General features: G+C 54.0%; 13 protein-coding genes. 7 read left to right on the top strand and 6 right to left on the bottom strand.

The features are described 5' to 3' along the window. Positions 1 to 261 precede the first annotated feature (261 nt). A complete protein-coding gene (locus ACHHZ7_RS02345; protein WP_003831176.1) occupies positions 262 to 1,212 on the bottom strand; it encodes a sugar-binding transcriptional regulator in 951 nt (316 codons plus the stop codon). A 361-nt stretch (positions 1,213 to 1,573) separates the two neighbouring features. Between ACHHZ7_RS02345 and ACHHZ7_RS02340 the strand changes: the two genes are divergently transcribed. Both ACHHZ7_RS02340 and ACHHZ7_RS02335 read left to right on the top strand, forming a co-directional pair. Next, positions 1,574 to 2,404, top strand: coding sequence for a transketolase (locus ACHHZ7_RS02340; protein WP_003831177.1), 831 nt, complete (start codon positions 1,574 to 1,576; stop codon positions 2,402 to 2,404). Continuing rightward, on the top strand, positions 2,397 to 3,332 hold the full coding sequence (locus ACHHZ7_RS02335) for a transketolase family protein (protein ID WP_060682607.1): 936 nt from the start codon (positions 2,397 to 2,399) through the stop codon (positions 3,330 to 3,332). The genes ACHHZ7_RS02340 and ACHHZ7_RS02335 overlap by 8 nt, the downstream gene beginning before the upstream one ends. Positions 3,333 to 3,335: 3 nt before the next feature. On the opposite strand, the gene entD is transcribed toward ACHHZ7_RS02335, so the two are convergent. Both entD and ACHHZ7_RS02325 read right to left on the bottom strand, forming a co-directional pair. After that, complete coding sequence (entD, locus tag ACHHZ7_RS02330) at positions 3,336 to 3,959, bottom strand: enterobactin synthase subunit EntD (RefSeq protein WP_060682606.1); 624 nt, start codon at positions 3,957 to 3,959, stop codon at positions 3,336 to 3,338. A 50-nt stretch (positions 3,960 to 4,009) separates the two neighbouring features. Next, positions 4,010 to 6,304, bottom strand: coding sequence for a TonB-dependent siderophore receptor (locus ACHHZ7_RS02325; RefSeq protein ID WP_060682605.1), 2,295 nt, complete (start codon positions 6,302 to 6,304; stop codon positions 4,010 to 4,012). Between the two features lie 253 nt (positions 6,305 to 6,557). On the opposite strand from ACHHZ7_RS02325, the gene fes reads away from it, so the two are divergent. From fes to wzz(fepE), 4 genes are all read left to right on the top strand, one after another. Beyond that, on the top strand, positions 6,558 to 7,775 hold the full coding sequence (gene fes / locus ACHHZ7_RS02320; RefSeq protein ID WP_081003604.1) for an enterochelin esterase: 1,218 nt from the start codon (positions 6,558 to 6,560) through the stop codon (positions 7,773 to 7,775). A 30-nt stretch (positions 7,776 to 7,805) separates the two neighbouring features. Continuing rightward, positions 7,806 to 8,024, top strand: a complete 219-nt coding sequence (locus tag ACHHZ7_RS02315; RefSeq protein ID WP_060682604.1) for an MbtH family protein — start codon at positions 7,806 to 7,808, stop codon at positions 8,022 to 8,024. Continuing rightward, complete coding sequence (gene entF / locus ACHHZ7_RS02310) at positions 8,021 to 11,911, top strand: enterobactin non-ribosomal peptide synthetase EntF (protein WP_060682603.1); 3,891 nt, start codon at positions 8,021 to 8,023, stop codon at positions 11,909 to 11,911. The genes ACHHZ7_RS02315 and entF overlap by 4 nt, the downstream gene beginning before the upstream one ends. 229 nt (positions 11,912 to 12,140) lie before the next feature. Continuing rightward, positions 12,141 to 13,274 (top strand): LPS O-antigen length regulator Wzz(fepE), encoded by a 1,134-nt coding sequence (wzz(fepE), locus tag ACHHZ7_RS02305; protein WP_060682602.1) that lies wholly within the window; start codon positions 12,141 to 12,143, stop codon positions 13,272 to 13,274. 46 nt (positions 13,275 to 13,320) lie between these two features. Here wzz(fepE) and fepC read toward each other — a convergent pair whose 3' ends face one another. From fepC to fepD, 3 genes are read right to left on the bottom strand one after another with little or no spacing between them, the layout of a single operon-like run. Beyond that, positions 13,321 to 14,118, bottom strand: coding sequence for an iron-enterobactin ABC transporter ATP-binding protein (gene fepC, locus ACHHZ7_RS02300; RefSeq protein WP_060682601.1), 798 nt, complete (start codon positions 14,116 to 14,118; stop codon positions 13,321 to 13,323). After that, on the bottom strand, positions 14,115 to 15,107 hold the full coding sequence (gene fepG, locus ACHHZ7_RS02295; RefSeq protein WP_008784056.1) for an iron-enterobactin ABC transporter permease: 993 nt from the start codon (positions 15,105 to 15,107) through the stop codon (positions 14,115 to 14,117). Before fepG ends, fepC begins: the two co-directional genes overlap by 4 nt. Further along, entirely contained in the window at positions 15,104 to 16,111 is a 1,008-nt protein-coding gene (gene fepD, locus ACHHZ7_RS02290) for a Fe(3+)-siderophore ABC transporter permease (protein WP_003831192.1), read from the bottom strand. Before fepD ends, fepG begins: the two co-directional genes overlap by 4 nt. Positions 16,112 to 16,220: 109 nt before the next feature. Between fepD and entS the strand changes: the two genes are divergently transcribed. Next, a complete protein-coding gene (gene entS, locus ACHHZ7_RS02285; RefSeq protein ID WP_003831193.1) occupies positions 16,221 to 17,456 on the top strand; it encodes an enterobactin transporter EntS in 1,236 nt (411 codons plus the stop codon). The last annotated feature ends 24 nt before the right edge of the window (positions 17,457 to 17,480 follow it).

Raw genomic sequence — 17,480 nt, 5'->3', positions numbered from 1 at the left:
CCTGGCTGTGACATCGTTTTTCAATTATTGAATATATATTCGATGATGATTATTTATTTAATACCTTAGCCACAATCTTTCCGTTGGGCTACAGAAAAAATCATCAATTGTGCTGAGAATCACACTTACACAGACGGGACAATAACAGAAAGAAGAGTAAATTAAGGCGAGGTGAAACCTTTCAGTCTATTGAAATATATGGATTTTAGTCACAGCCTTTGCTTTTTATCTTTCGTGCAAAGGCTATCAGCGAATTGAGGATCAGGAGGTGACCAGCATGCGGGCCGTAGGATAGTCGGTAATGAGCACGTCGATATAACCTCCGTTCAACGCCCCTTTAATTGCCGCGACTTTGTCTGTACCGCCAGCAAGCGCCACGACATTCGGGCATTTTTTTACCTTATCCAGGGCCATGCCAATCACTGGATCTTCGTCATCTTGCAATACCGGCTGGCCCTTGTTGTCGTAGTAATGCAGGCAAATGTCTCCGACCGCGCCGCGATCTGCCAGTACCTGCAACATATCTTCGTGGTAGTAGTTGCCTGATGTTTTCAGCAATTGGGACGGTTCGAGGATCCCGACGCCAACAATGGCGATGTCTACATTATCAAAGCGTGAAATCACATCGGCGACATCTTTGCTGGCAACGAGACGGTTTTTCTCTTCAACCGAGCCTTCGATACTCTGCGAAGGAAGCAGCCAGGCTTCACAATTCAGATGTTGTGCCAGCGTCTGCGTCAGAATTGTGGCCTGTACGTTGCCGTTGGGACCCACGCCGCCCAACAATTGAATTACGCCGCCGGCCTTCAGGTTCTGCGTATGGACTTCATCCACCATCGCTCGGATAGTCGAACTCCATGAGGAAACGCCCACCAGATCTTTGGGGCGCAGCCGGGTTTCCAGATAGTGGGCTGCGGCAGAACCAATGGCGCGTTTGATGGTGTGGTCGCTGGCATCCTCTTCGGTATCAACCACAATGGCCTGCTTAATGCCGTAACGTTCCTCGATCCCTTTTTCAAGATTCAGGAAGATATTTGAGGGCTGGACAACGCTGATTTTCACCACCCCTTCTTTCTGACAGCGGGTGATGGCGCGGGAGATAAACGACTGAGAAAGCGAGAGAAGTTGAGCAATATCGGACTGTTTGCGTCCTTCAAGATAGTAAAGGGTAGCGATTTTAACCAATAGCCGTTGTTCGTCCTGCTTAGCCATATATTTCCTCGAAAATCATTTACGTACCGCCATTATCTTAATGCGTTTTATCATACGCGAAAATTGAAGACAGGTAAGTGTGATAAAGCTCTAACTTTAACCAATCCTCCAAAACAGCTATGGACAAATACGAAAATTAGGTTGCATAATTGAATAAAGAATCATTTGTGAATATATATTCATGGTGGTTACAGGTCAACTTATTATTACCAGCGTCAGTGTGGTCGCGGTAAGGAGGCAGAATGTTCCTGAGTATGATACAACGGCGTAAGCCTGAAGATGTGACGTATGGGAAATTCTGGTTTTTTTAATCCCACGCGGAATAAATATTCCATATTGAAAATAAATTCAGAGGTGCTAAATGAATCCCTGGAACTATGATATCCAGACTCTTGAGCGCAAAGCGCGGGCGGTTCGCCGTCACATCGTTAGATTAAATGCTAACAGCCCTGCGGGTGGGCATACTGGTGCGGACTTGTCTCAAGTTGAGCTGTTGACGGCACTCTATTTTCGTATACTCAATGTCGCTCCGGAGCGTATCGCTGATGAGGCTCGGGATATCTACATCCAGTCTAAAGGTCACGCGGTAGGCTGTTACTACTGCGTTCTGGCGGAGGCGGGTTTTTTTCCCGTTGACTGGCTGGAAACCTATCAACATGCCAATTCCCATCTTCCCGGACACCCGGTGCGCCAGAAAACGCCGGGTATTGAGCTGAATACCGGTGCTCTGGGCCACGGTTTACCTGTTGCGGTGGGACTGGCTCTGGCTGCGAAGAAAAGTAACAGTTCACGCCGCATCTTTTTAATCACAGGCGATGGCGAACTGGCCGAAGGAAGTAACTGGGAAGCGGCGCTGGCTGCTGCTCATTATGGCCTCGATAACCTGATCATTATTAATGACAAGAACAATCTTCAATTAGCCGGACCGACTCGCGAAATCATGAATACCGATCCGCTTGCCGCAAAATGGCAGGCATTTGGTATGACGGTGACTGAGTGTCAGGGGAATGATATGGCGTCGGTTGTCGCCACGCTGGAAGGACTTAAGCAGGATGGCAAACCTAACGTCATCATTGCCAATACCACGAAAGGCGCGGGTATATCTTTTATCCAGGGGCGCCCTGAATGGCACCATCGGGTGCCAAAAGGTGAAGAGATCGAACTGGCTCTGGAGGAATTAAAAGATGAGTAATGCAGAACACCTCGCGAACGTCATGGTTCAGGCGTTCATTGATGCAGTGGAACAAGGTGTTGACCTGGTGCCGGTCGTAGCGGACTCGACATCAACCGCGAAAATTGCTCCTTTTATAAAGCAGTTTCCCGGTCGCCTGGTCAACGTAGGTATTGCCGAACAAAGCATGGTTGGAACGGCGGCAGGACTTGCACTTGGCGGTAAGGTCGCCGTCACCTGTAACGCTGCGCCATTTCTTATCTCCCGTGCCAATGAGCAAATTAAAGTCGATGTTTGCTACAACAATACCAATGTGAAGCTATTCGGTCTTAATGCTGGTGCCAGCTATGGCCCGCTGGCGAGCACTCACCATTCGATCGATGATATTGCCATTATGCGAGGCTTCGGCAATATCCAGATTTTTGCCCCATCTTCGCCACGAGAGTGCCGACAGATTATCGATTATGCGATTGGCTATCAGGGACCGGTATATATTCGTCTTGATGGAAAAGCTCTGCCGGAACTTCATGACGAGAGTTACCGTTTTGTTCCGGGGGCGGTGTTGACGCTGCGTGAGGGGGAGCATGTGGCGCTGGTGGCAACGGGCTCGACAGTTCATGAAATTGTTGATGCCGCCGCGCTGTTGGCTGACGCGGGAATTCAGGCGAAGGTGGTCAGTGTGCCTTCAATTCGACCATGTGATACCAAAGCCCTGTTGTCAGCACTACAGGGCAGCAAAGCGGTGATTACCGTGGAAGAGCATAATATTAATGGCGGGTTGGGAAGCCTGGTGGCCGAAGTGCTGGCAGAGGCCGGAATGGGGGCAATTTTGAAGCGTTTAGGCATCCCGGATGGGGAGTACGCGGCGGCGGCGGATCGAGGCTGGTTACGCCAGCACCATGGCTTTGACGCCGCAGCCATCGCGGCTCTGGCCCGCGAACTGCTTTGAATTCTATACTGTTGCCAGTGTGATTACAGCGTTGTCCGAAAAACGCCATTGCACACGATACGTTTGGTGGTGCGCGCGGAGGATCATCTGGTTATGCTGTAACACCACGATTTGATATTGCGTAAACCCGGCGTCTGCTTGTCTTGATGTCCGGGTTGCTTTAAAAGCGCTCTCTTTGGCGGAGAACGCCAGGGTGAGCGCCTGTTCAATAGACAAGCCGCTGTTTGCCAACAATTCTTTCTCAGCATGAGTGACAATGCTACTTGCCAGTTCGGTTGCCGTTTGTGGCGTAAAAATGGCTTCTATGTCAATACCCACCGGCAGTCTTGATACCACCGCCAGCGCAGTTGATGCGCTATGGCTGATACTGCCAAACAGCCCCTGCGGCCATACCGGTTGGCGTTGTGTACCGATGCCGGGTACCGTTTTAAGGCCAAATTCGCGCAAAGCGTGTACTGCGGCGATCCGCCCTGCTAAGTGTTCAGCTTTACGCTTGCGTCCGCTGGACAGAAGCTGGGCGTGGTGGGGGAGCCAGAGCAGATCGTGGTCATGGCAGCTGGCGGGATCAAACTCGACAAAATGCAGCGCGTGGTCGGCGAAGGGAAGCGATGTGTGTGTTGTACGCATGGTTGTGTATCGTTTCCCTCTCCCCGTCGCGAGGAGAGGGAACAACGCTATCAGAAGTGGGTGTTAACGCTCATATACCACGTACGACCCGGTTCGTTATAGGTGTACGCGCCAGCGCCCGCCATATAGTCGCCAGTTTTGATATCGCTGGTGGTTTGGGCATTACCTTCACGCCACAGACGTTTGTCGAAGACGTTATCCACGCCGCCGGTCAGGCTGACGTTTTTCGTCACATCCCAGGTCGCGCTCAGGCCGACGATGCTGTACGGACTCACTTCCTGGGCTGAACTGCCGGTTACTGGTTTACCCTGGTAATCATATTTCTTCGGCTGTTGTTTGCCGTACCAGGTAAAGGTGGATTGCAGCGACAAATCTTCACGCGCCTGCCAGCTCAGCGTTGAGTTCAGCGTGTATTTAGGAATAATCGACAAGCGTTCGCCGGTCTCTTTATTCTTACTTTGCAGCATGTAAGTGATGTTGTTGGTCCAGGTAACGGTTTCGCTAACCGGTACGTTCAACGTCCCTTCCAGGCCTTCCACCACAGCTTTAGGTACGTTTTCCCACTGATAGATATCGGTGTAGGTTGTTGTTTCTTTACCCGTAGTCGGGTTTTTCTGGGTAATTGACGTTCTGCTTAGCGGTACAGTCCCCGCTTCGATCTTGTTACGGTAATCGTTGCGGAACCAGGTGACGCCGGCCAGCCAACCGTCACGTTTGAACTCCAGACCAATCTCTTTGTTGATACTGGTTTCGGCCTTCAGGTCATCGTTGCCCATCATGTAGCAACCAATGCCCGTCGCAGATCCGGTGGCATAGCAGCCCTGGCCTTTGCTGTACAGAATATAGTTCGGGTTAGTCTGGTACAGGCTAGGTGCTTTATAGGCCCGTGCGATACCCATTTTCAGCGTAAAGTCGTCGCCCAGACCTTGGGACAGGTTCAGGGACGGGCTCCAGTTGTCGCCAACGACGCTGTGGTGGTCGAAGCGCAGACCCGGCGTCAACATGGTGCTGTCGGTCAGCTCCATGTTATTTTCAGCAAACAGGGAGAAAATTTCAGCCTGTGAATATGGGCTACGATCGGTGCTGCTGGCACCAGGTATGTTCCCGCCCATAAAGGTCTGGGTATTGGAACTCATGTCTTTCATTCGCTGCTGGTTCCATTCGGTACCGAGCGTCAGGTTCTGGTTAACTAACAGGTCGAATGGAATGCTAATTTCGCTGTGCAGGGTGACATCCGCCAGGTCAGTGTCGGTAAATTGATTACTGTTAAATAACCCTTCAAGGCCACCTGCCAGACCTTCACCCAAACGGGAGTTACGGGTGTGTTCGTATTGCGCCCAGTTGCTGGTGGTAATGCCGTTGTCCCAGCCGCCGTTCCACGTCAGCGCATAGTTCTGGCGGTACATACGGTTGGTTTCTTTACCGTAGTATTTTTTTACCAGCCCGTTAGTTTTGTTATCGTTGTTGGTGTTTTGAGTGTCACCCGCATACAGGTTGCCCTGACGGCTGTAGCCAGCTTCAAACTCCAGCGATTGCATTGGGGCAAAATCCCAACGCAGCAGGCCGTTGATATCTTTGTTTTTTACCCCTTCACGACCCGCAGGCATCGTATCGGCATATGACCCTGTACGTGCTGACTGGTGACCGTCGTTAATGTCCCAGGCATCGGCCTGGGTTTTGTCGAGGTTACCGTTCAGGCGGAAGCTGAAATCTCCGCCCAGCGGTCCATTCAGACTAAAGTTGGTACGCTTGGTTGAACCTTCCTCTTTGTGTTCCGGGGCGTTGAAATAGGTATTCCAGGAACCATGCCACTCATCGCCGCCTTTCTTGGTGATGATGTTCACCACACCGCCAGCTGCGCCATTGCCATAGCGTGCTGCGGCAGGACCGCGCAGCACTTCAATACGTTCGATCATTTCCGGTGGAACCCAGGCGGTATCGCCACGAGTATCACGCTCGCCGCGCCAGCCCTGACGCACGGAGTTACGGCTGGTAACCGGTTTACCGTCGATCAAAATCAGGGTGTTTTCTGGCCCCATGCCGCGAATATCGATCTGGCGGTTGTTGCCGCGCTGACCGCTGGTTGAGTTACCGGTCAGGTTAACGCCAGGCATGGTACGGATGATTTCCGACACATCGCGAGCGGGAGGGTTCTTACGAATTTCATCAGCGGTAATGGTTGAAACGCCCGGCGCCTGCAGGTTCTGCTGGGCGGCGGTAACGACGATGGTGTCTTCATGAGAGACAGCGACGCTATCGGTTTGATCTTCTGCCATTGCTGGCAGGGCTACCCCGTAAATCCCTAAATTGACCAATAAGGCCAGTGAATGAATCTTGTTGTTCATTGTATGTCCTGCTGTTCTTTTAGCCACGAGTACCAATGTGCCGTGGTGCGGCATTTGGCCTGATGTCGCCCGCATCTGCGTAAACTATCCATTCCAGAAAAAGTACGCAGCGCCAGGTCGGTTTATAAGTGGTGAAAAACTGTACGCGCTTCCCACAGCGCGACAATACGCTATTGCAAATGCAAATAGTTATCAATAATATTATCAATATATTTCACGCTAGATCATAAAATTTCACAATAAACATGGGGTTATGGCTGTGACGACGTTAAAGATGGGAAGCGAGGCGTGGTGGCAGTCGAAAAAAGGCCCAGAGTGGGAGCGTGAAGATAACGGAAATTATCGGGTAACCTTCTGGTGGCGTGACCCGCAGGGAACGGAAAATGAGTCAGCCATTCATCGCGTTTGGGTTTATATCACCGGCGTCACCGACCACCATCAAAATGCCACCCCTCAGTCGATGCGACGCATTGATGGAACAAATGTTTGGTGCTGGAGTGTTTCCCTCAGCGCCAACTGGCGTGGCAGTTACTGTTTTATCCCAACAGAGCGCAACGATATCTTTTCCTCGCTTGTGGCAGGCGAAGCGCCTGACCGAAACGTGCTGCGTGAAGGCTGGCGGCAATTGCTGCCGCAGGCCGTTGCCGATCCCCTTAATCCGCAGAGCTGGCGGGGCGGTCGTGGCCACGCGGTGTCTGCGCTGGAAATGCCGGAGGCACCCGTACAGCCCGGATGGGATCGACCTGAAAATCCAGATTCACCCGCAGTTTGCCTGCAATGGTATAGCGCCAGGCTCGGCAATACGCGTCGCGTATGGGTGTTTACCACCGGTGATGCTCAACCCGAAACGCGTCCGTTGGCTATCCTGCTGGATGGGCAGTTTTGGGCACAGAGTATGCCGGTCTGGCCTGCGTTGACTTCACTCACGCATCGCGGACACCTTCCTTCTGCCGTTTATCTCCTGATTGATGCCATTGATACGGCTCACCGCAGCCATGAGCTACCGTGTAATGCGGATTTTTGGTTGGCGGTGCAGGAGGAGTTATTACCACTGGTGAAGACAACGACCGCGTTTAGTGACGATCCGCAGCGCACCGTGGTGGCTGGGCAAAGTTTTGGCGGGTTGTCATCGCTGTATGCTGGACTGAACTGGCCCGCGCGCTTTGGCTGTGTGCTTAGCCAGTCGGGCTCTTACTGGTGGCCGCATCGTGGTGGTCATCAGGACGGGGCGATCGTCGAGCAACTGAAAAGCGGGAAGGTGAGTGCTCAGGGGCTGCGTATTGTCCTGGAAGCGGGGATCCGCGAGCCCATTATTTATCGCGCTAATCAGGCGCTATATGCCCAGTTACCTTCTGCACCACAGTCTATTTTCTGGCGTCAGGTTGATGGCGGACACGATGCGCTTTGCTGGCGCGGCGGTCTGATGCAAGGGCTAATGACGCTCTGGCAACCGCTTACCGACACGATTTAACCGGACGATGTTCCACGACAGGAGTTGAGTATGGAATTCAGTAACCCCTTCGATAATCCGCAGGGCCAGTTTTACATTCTGCAAAATCCCCAACGTCAGTTTAGCCTTTGGCCGCAGCAGTGCTCGCTTCCTGCTGGCTGGCAAATTGCTTGCGAACCTCAATCCCAGGAAGCCTGCCAACAATGGCTGGAAGCAAACTGGACCACGCTGACGCCAGCGAACTACGTCGATGTGCAGGAGGCTCCATGACTCAGCGTTTACCATTAGTGGCGGCTCAGCCGGGGATCTGGATGGCGGAAAAACTCTCCACATTGCCCTCGGCGTGGAGCGTGGCGCACTACGTAGAATTAACTGGCGAACTGGATGCTTCGTTGCTGGCGAAAGCGGTTGTGGCGGGTCTGGAGCAGGCCGATACCCTGCGGATGCGGTTTAGCGAAGATAACGGTGAGATCTGGCAATGGGTGGATTCTGCGCTCGCCTTTGCGCAACCTGAAATTATCGACCTGCGCGCAAAATCAAATCCACATGAGGCGGCGCGTGCGTTGATGCAGGCAGACCTGCAGCAGGACATACGTGCTGATGGCAATAAACCGCTGGTTTTTCACCTGCTTATACAGGTGGGAGAAAAGCGTTGGTATTGGTATCAGCGTTACCATCATTTGCTGGTCGATGGCTTCAGTTTTCCGGCCATTACCCGCCAGATAGCCGCAATTTATCGCGCATGGCTACACGGCGAGCCTACGCCAGACTCGCCTTTTACACCGTTCGCCGAGGTGGTGGAAGAGTATCAACAGTACCGTCAAAGCGATGCCTGGCAACGAGACGGCGCTTTCTGGAGCGAGCAGCGAAAGCAACTCCCGCCTCCTGCTTCGCTGTCGAACAATCCGTTGCCGGGACGATCGGCCAGCGCGGATATTATTCGTATGAAGTTAACCGCGCCTGAAGGGGCGTTTCGTCGGCTTGCGGCCCGTATGCCTGATGTTCAGCGTGCGGATCTGGCCCTCGCGCTGGTGGCATTGTGGCTGGGACGTTTATGCAGCCGAATGGATTATGCCGCCGGGTTTATCTTTATGCGGCGCATGGGGTCGGCGGCGTTGACCTCCACTGGACCGGTTTTAAACGTACTGCCATTTGGTGTGAGGCTGGATGCGGCAGAAAGCTTGCCTGCGCTTGCACAACGACTGGCCGGACAGTTGAAGAAAATGCGTCGGCATCAACGTTATGATGCCGAACAAATCGTTCGCGACAGCGGGCGTGCAGCTGGTGCAGAGCCGCTGTTTGGCCCGGTGCTGAACGTGAAAATATTCGACTATCAGCTGAATATTCCCGGCGTTCAGGCGCAAACCCACACGTTGGCGACAGGGCCGGTGAACGATCTTGAACTGGCGTTATTCCCGGATGAAAACGGTGGGCTGAGTATTGAAATTCTGGCCAATAAACAGCGCTACGATGCAGAAACGCTGGCGCAGCATGCCTCGCGTTTAATCGGGCTTATCGAGCAGTTTGCCGACAATCCGGCGCTATGCTGCGGCGACGCCGGGATGCTGTTGCCAACAGAACATGAGCGGCTGGCGAAGATTAATGACACCACCGTCGAGATCCCGTCCACTACGCTGAGCGCGCTGGTGGCACAGCAGGCCGATAAAACGCCGGATGCCCCGGCGTTGGCCGATGCCCGCTATCAGTTTAGCTATCGCGAAATGCGCCAGCAGGTCGTGGCGCTGGCGAGCCTTTTGCGTGCACGCGGCGTCAAGCCTGGAGACAGCGTCGCCGTGGCATTGCCGCGTTCCGTGTTCCTGACGCTGGCGCTGCACGGTATCGTTGAAGCCGGTGCAGCCTGGCTGCCGTTGGATACCGGATACCCGGACGATCGCCTGCGGATGATGCTCGAAGACGCGAAGCCAAAATTGTTGATCGCGACCAATGTGCAACTGGCGCGCTTTAGCGATATTCCTGGGCTGGAAAGTCTGTGCTATGACTCGCCCCTGCCAGCAGAAGATGCTGCTCCGCTGGCACTATCTCAGCCCAATCATACTGCCTATATCATTTTTACTTCCGGTTCTACCGGTAGACCAAAAGGGGTGATGGTTGGGCAAACCGCCATCGTTAACCGTCTGCTGTGGATGCAAAATCACTATCCGCTGACCGCGGATGATGTGGTGGCGCAGAAAACACCGTGCAGTTTTGACGTCTCGGTATGGGAGTTTTTCTGGCCGTTTATTGCCGGGGCAAAGCTGGTAATGGCAGAGCCTGAGGCGCACCGCGATCCGCTGGCGATGCAGCAGTTCTTTGCCCAATATGGGGTGACGACCACGCACTTTGTTCCCTCTATGTTGGCCGCTTTTGTCGCTTCACTGACGCCGGAAACCGCGCGGGAGAGTTGTGCCTCGCTGAAACGGGTATTTTGCAGCGGCGAAGCCTTGCCTGCAGATTTATGCCGTGAGTGGGAACAGTTAACTCATGCGCCACTGCACAATTTGTACGGACCAACGGAAGCGGCGGTTGATGTGAGCTGGTATCCGGCCTGGGGGGAAGACCTTGCTGCTGTAACCGGCAACAGCGTGCCGATTGGCTATCCGGTTTGGAATACCGGTTTACGTATTCTGGATGCCATGATGCGCCCGGTGCCTTTCGGCGTGGCTGGTGACTTATATCTGACGGGGATCCAACTGGCGCAAGGTTATCTGGGCCGTCCGGATCTGACCGCAAGCCGCTTTATCGCCGATCCGTTTAACGCTGGCGAACGCATGTATCGTACCGGAGATGTGGCGCGCTGGCTGGAAAATGGCGCGGTGGAGTACCTTGGACGCAGCGATGACCAACTTAAAATTCGCGGACAACGCATTGAGCTCGGCGAGATTGACCGGGTGATGCAGCAGTTGCCTGATGTCGAGCATGCCGTTGCCCACGCCTGCGTATTCAACCAGGCGGCGGCGACAGGCGGCGATGCGCGTCAACTGGTGGGGTATCTGGTGTCACAATCGGGTTTACCGCTGGATACGTCCGCGTTGCGGGAAAAGCTGCGTGAAAAACTGCCTGCGCATATGGTGCCGACGGTATTGTTGCAGCTGGCGGAACTGCCGCTTAGCGCGAACGGTAAACTGGATCGTAAAGCGCTGCCGATGCCTCAGTTGACGTCGCGTGTTTCCGGGCGCGCACCGCGAGCAGGGACTGAAACCACCATCGCGCAGTCTTTTGCGGCTTTGCTGAATTGCGAGGTGAATGACGTGGCGGCAGACTTCTTTGCGCTTGGCGGACATTCGTTGCTGGCGATGAAGCTGGCGGCACAGTTGAGCCGGGTTTTTGAGCGTCAGGTGACGCCGGGGCAGATTATGGTGGCCTCTACTGTTGAACAACTGAGCGCTCTGTTGGAGAGCACTGATGATGAGCAGTCGCAGCTTCTGGGATTTGAGGCACTGCTGCCGCTGCGTGAAAGTCACGGCCCAACGCTGTTCTGTTTCCATCCGGCGTCGGGTTTTGCCTGGCAGTTTAGCGTGCTGTCGCGATATCTCAGCCCGCAGTGGTCGATTATAGGTATTCAGTCGCCACGACCGGATGGCCCTATGCAGACGGCGGAAAATCTTGATGCGGTATGCGAACATCACCTGGCAACGTTGCTCAGTCAACAGCCTCACGGACCTTACTATTTATTAGGTTATTCGCTGGGTGGGACGCTGGCACAGGGGATCGCCGCGCGCTTACATGCCAGAGGAGAGACTGTTGCATTCCTCGGACTGTTGGATACCTGGCCGCCAGAAACGCAAAACTGGCAAGAAAAAGAGGCCAATGGGTTGGATCCAGCGGTACTGGCGGAGATCGAGCGTGAACGCGAAGCGTTTCTGGCGGCGCAGCAGGGGAATGCGTCAGAGGCTTTATTTAACGCTATCGAAGGCAACTACGCCGATGCGGTTCGCCTGCTTACCACGGCGCACAGCGTGCCGTTTGCAGGTCATGCCACGCTGTTCGTCGCTGAGCGCACGTTAGTACCGTGTGTCAGCCCTGAGCGCAGCTGGTTACCGTGGATATCCAGTCTGGATGTTTACCGCCAGGATTGCGCGCATGTTGATATTATTTCCCCTGCCTCATTTGAGGCGATAGGGCCTGTAATAAATGCACTGATTAATAAATCTGTGTAACAAGACGAATATTGCTATCGCGGTGATCGAACAATTCCATAATGTAAATAATATGTTATGGAATTGTTCTTTTTTATGCAATACAAGGTGATGAAAGGGGTGAATAAATTCCGAATATAATTTTTGGTAGGGCGACAAGCACAAAGATTGTTTCGGATAATTCTGACTAGCTGGTAGACTTCTCCCACAGGAATGTTTTTCTTTTAGGAAAGTTTTCAGGTCACGCAACATGTCATCATTAAATATAAAGCAAGATAACGTTTCGGAATTTACTGGGTATCCTCAGCCAACGGCAAACGCAAATGAAATCGATTTAGTGAATCTAATCGAAATCTTATGGCGTGCAAGAACGAAAATTATAGCGACCGTTTTCGCCTTTGCTTGTGTGGGTATTCTGGTCTCTTTTCTGCTGCCACAAAAATGGACCAGTCAGGCCATCGTGACGCCGGCGGAAGCGGTTCAATGGCAGGGATTAGAGAATACGCTGACCAAATTGCGCGTGCTGGATATGGATATTAGCGTTAGCCGTGGTGATGTGTTTAACCTGTTTATCAAAAAATTCCAGTCGCCGTCATTGTTAGAAGAATATCTGCGCTCTTCGCCTTACGTAATGGATCAATTGAAAGGTGCTGATATCGACGAAATGGAGTTGCATCAGGCAATTGTCAGGCTCAGTGAGAAAATGAAAGCGGTTGATACTAACCTGGGTAAGAAGAACGAAACTTCGCTGTATACCTCATGGACACTGAGTTTTACCGCACCTCAGGCCGAAGAAGCCCAGTCAGTGCTGAAGGGATATATCCAGTATATTTCTGCCCTTGTGGTGAAAGAAACGCTGGAAGATATTCGCAATAAATTGTCCATCAAAACCAGTTATGAAAAAGAAAGACTGGAGATGGATCGCGTCAGGCTCAAAAACCAGTTGGAAGCAAATATCCAGCGACTGAACTACTCGCTGGAGATCGCCAATGCCGCCGGGATTAAAAAGCCGGTCTACAGTAATGGCCAGGCGGTGAAGGATGACCCCGATTTCTCTATTTCACTGGGTGCTGACGGCATCGAACGTAAATTAGAAATAGAAAAATCAGTAACGGATGTTGCTGAAATTAACGGTGAATTACGTAATCGCCAGTACCACGTTGAGCAACTGTTAGCGATGAATGTGGGTGACGTAACATTTACGCCGTTTAAATATCAACTTTCACCTTCGCTGCCGGTGAAAAAAGACGGTCCGGCTAAATCAATGATCGTTATTCTGGCCGCATTACTGGGGGGAATGGTGGCGTGTGGTGGTGTTCTGTTGAACCATGCCATGATGTCGCGTAAGCAAAAAATGACGTTTATTGATCAGCAACTGGTGTGATGAATTGTCGTATGGCGGCAAGCTGGCCGCCATACTGTAACGCGTGTTATTTGTTGCGTCCAAGCGGCACCACTAACGGCGTTCCGGCAACCGGATCGTCGATAATCATACAGCGCAGTCCATAGATTTTTTCAATAAGCTGCGCGGTGACGATCTCCTTCGGTGCACCCTCGGCAATAATTTTTCCGTCACGCAGCGCGATCAGATGCGTTGCATAGCGACAGGCCTGATTCAGGTCGTGCAAAACGGCGGCCAGCGTATAACCTTTTTCCCGGTTTAGATCACTCAGCAGTTCCAGCAGATCGATCTGATGGCTGATATCCAGCCAGGTGGTGGGTTCATCGAGCAGCATAATCGACGTTTCCTGCGCCAGCACCATCGCAATCCATGCGCGCTGACGTTGTCCGCCGGAAAGGGTATCCACACTTTGTGATGCCAGGTGGGTGATACCCGTCGCCTGCATGGCGTTTGAGACCGCAATTTCATCCTCTTGCCGCCAGCGGGTAAACAGCGGCTGGTGTGGGTAGCGTCCGCGGGCAACCAGCTCCTGTACCGTAATATCTCCCGGCGTGGTGGCGTTTTGCGCCAGCAAACCTATTCTGCGGGCGACTTCTTTGCTGGCATAGTGCTGAATATGCTCGCCATCAAGCCAGACCTTGCCGTGCGCGGGCGTCATCAGACGACTCAGCGTGCGCAGTAGCGTTGATTTCCCGCAGCCGTTTGGCCCGATAATCGCGGTGAAATGGCCGTCGGGAATCGATACATTGAGGTTTTCCGCCACGGTAAACTTGCCATAACCCAGCGTTAACTGGTCGCCACGCAAACGGGCTACTGATTCGATCATTTTTTGCGGGACTCCTGAATTAACAAGACGATAAGATAAATACCGCCGAGGCTTACGGTGACAACGCCCACCGGAAGCTGATAAGGCATAAACAGCTGTTGGGCGCATAAATCCGCCATCAGCAACAGCAACGCGCCGCACAGCGCCGACAGGGTTAATCCCCAGCGCGATGTACCGCTTATACGTCGCGCGATATGCGGCGCGACTAGAGCAATAAACGAGATAGGACCGGCCAGCGCGGTGGCGGCAGCGGTCAGTACTACCGCAACCAGCATCATCATTAGACGTGAACGCTCAACGCTGACGCCAAGCGCACAGGCGCTGTCATCACCCATTTCCAGTAAACGCATCCGGCGTACCAGCAGCGCGGCGCACACCAGCATGATGATAATCAGCGGGGCAGAAGGCCAGGTTTTGGCCCAGGTCAGGCCATTGAGCGATCCGGCGTTCCACAGCCCGGCCGTCAGCGCGGTTTCTAATGATGCTTTCAGCAGCAGCCAGGTGTTGAACGCCACCAGCATGGCGCGAATGCCTATACCAATAATAATCAGCCGGAAGGTGTCGATCCCATTGCGCCAGGCGAGCGCCCAGACCACCAGAGAGGTCAGGATCCCACCCAGCATGGCCGCCAGCGCGATAGCGGTGAGATGCTGTCCGAACAGCACCATTGCCACCAGCACACCGCTCCAGGCTCCGGTATTGAAACCCATCACATCCGGGCTACCCAGCGGGTTACGCATCAGTGACTGAAATATTGCGCCGCTCACACCGAGAGCCGCGCCAATCAATAGCGCCATGAGCACGCGTGGCAAACGCCATTCGGTTACCACCAGCGTAATACTGCGCGGCGCATCGCCGAGCAAGGCGGCAATAATTTGCTGGGTTTCCAGCGTAACAACGCCGCTACGCAGGCTCCACAAACCAATGACGAGACAACCTGCAACCAGCAGCAGGCTGCTGATTATCAGGCGGCGGGAGAGGTGCATCATGCGCCACCTCCGCGCGATTTACGGCGTACCAGAAAGATAAGCACCGGTGCACCGATAAACGCACTGACTACCGACACGCGCAGCTCGCCGGGGACAATCAGGCGACCGATTATATCGGCAATCAGTAACAGAGAAGGCGTTGCCAGTAGGGTTACGGGCAGTGACCAGCGGTGATCCGCCCCCACCAGCCAGCGCGCCATGTGCGGCATCATCAGGCCGATAAAGGCGATAGGACCAACAATCGCGGTCGCACTGCCGCACAGTACGGTAATAACCAGCAGGCCAATAAATTGCGTGCGAGCGACTTTACTGCCAAGCGCGGTAGCGGTGTCGCTGCCGAGACTCAGGCTATTCAGAGCGCGACTGAGGAACAGTGCGACAGCCGCGGCAATCAGTACTGGTACCAGCACAACTTTCAGCGTTTGCAGGCTGCGGATATCCAGTGAGCCGGCTTGCCAGAAACGCAGCTGATCGTAAACGTCCGGGTTGAGCAGGGCGATGCCGGTGGATAATCCTTCCAGCACCGCGCCCAGCGCGACGCCCGCCAGGGTCAGACGTACCGGGCTTAACTGCCCGCCGCCCTGACTACCGGTAAAAGCTACGATCAGCGATGCAGCCAGCGCACCGCAAAAGGCCATCAGCAGCTGTTCTTGCGCAGAGGAAAAGCCGAACAGCGCGGCCCCCAGCACAATAGCGAAGCTGGCGCCGGAGTTGACACCCAGAATGCCGGGATCGGCGAGAGGGTTACGCGTGAGCGTTTGCATTAGTGCGCCAGCCAGGCCCAGCGCACCACCGGCGAGCAGCCCCGCCAGAGTGCGCGGCAAGCGCGCGTCCAGCACGATGGTGCAATCAGCACTTTGACAACTGCCGGTGAGCGCATCCAGCACCACGGAGGCAGGTAGCGACTTGGCGCCAATAACCAGACTTAATACCGTGGTGAGAACAAGTAATAACAATAGTCCGGGCACGGCGAAGGCGCGTGTCGCGGAAACAGAGCATGACATATCAACTTCCCTGATAATGATAGTAATTATCGTTATCGATCTTATTTGGATATGTTAGCATGTGCAGCCATCGAATGGATATTGAAAAAGTACCTGGTAAGGCTCTGTAATGAATCGACAATCCTGGCTGCTCAATCTCAGCCTGTTAAAGACCCACCCAGCATTTCGCGCTGTCTTCCTCGCCCGTTTTATTTCCATTGTCTCTCTGGGGCTACTCGGCGTGGCGGTTCCGGTACAGATCCAGATGATGACCCAGTCGACCTGGCAGGTGGGTTTGTCGGTGACGTTGACCGGTAGCGCAATGTTTATTGGCCTGATGGTGGGCGGAGTGCTGGCCGACCGCTATGAGCGTAAAAAAGTGATCCTGCTGGCGCGTGGAACCTGTGGTATTGGCTTTATTGGCCTGTGTCTGAATGCGCTGCTGCCCGAACCGTCGTTGCTGGCGATTTATCTGCTTGGCTTATGGGATGGTTTCTTTGCCTCTCTGGGCGTGACCGCATTGCTGGCTGCGACGCCAGCGCTGGTTGGGCGCGAGAATTTGATGCAGGCCGGGGCGATTACCATGCTGACGGTGCGTCTGGGATCGGTAATTTCACCGATGCTTGGCGGGGTGCTGCTCGCGACTGGCGGCGTGGCCTGGAACTACGGACTGGCGGCGGCGGGAACCTTCATTACCTTACTACCGCTGCTGAGCCTTCCTGCGTTGCCGCCTCCGCCGCAGCCGCGCGAGCATCCGCTGAAATCGCTGCTGGCAGCATTTCGCTTTCTGCTTGCCAGCCCGCTGATTGGCGGCATTGCGCTGCTCGGTGGTCTGTTAACCATGGCGAGCGCCGTGCGTGTGCTATATCCGGCATTGGCGATTAACTGGCACATGTCGAGTGCGCAAATTGGCCTGCTGTATGCGGCTATTCCGCTGGGGGCAGCCGTGGGCGCATTGACCAGCGGACAACTGGCGCACAGCGTTCGTCCGGGACTGATTATGCTGGCATCGACCGTGGCTTCATTTCTGGCTATCGGCCTGTTTGGCTTGATGCCCGTCTGGCAGCTTGGTGTGGTTTGTCTGGCGCTGTTTGGCTGGTTGAGTGCGGTCAGCTCTTTGTTGCAGTACACCCTGTTACAGACGCAGACGCCGGAAGCGATGCTCGGACGAATTAACGGTTTGTGGACGGCGCAAAACGTCACCGGCGATGCGATTGGCGCGGCGTTGTTAGGTGGTCTGGGCGCGATGATGACGCCGGTTGCTTCGGCAAGCGTGAGTGGATTTGGACTGGTGATTGTCGGTCTGTTACTGCTGCTGCTGTTGGGAGAAGTGCGCCGATTCCGGCAGGTCCCCGTGAATGTCTGATCGCGTTGTGCTCTACGGTTGTAG

The sequence above is a fragment of the Citrobacter freundii complex sp. 2024EL-00216 genome, assembly GCF_043945515.1.
GTDB lineage: Bacteria > Pseudomonadota > Gammaproteobacteria > Enterobacterales > Enterobacteriaceae > Citrobacter > Citrobacter portucalensis.
Note: the sequence above shows the minus strand (reverse complement) of the source record. Positions and strands in the feature narration are given on the sequence as shown.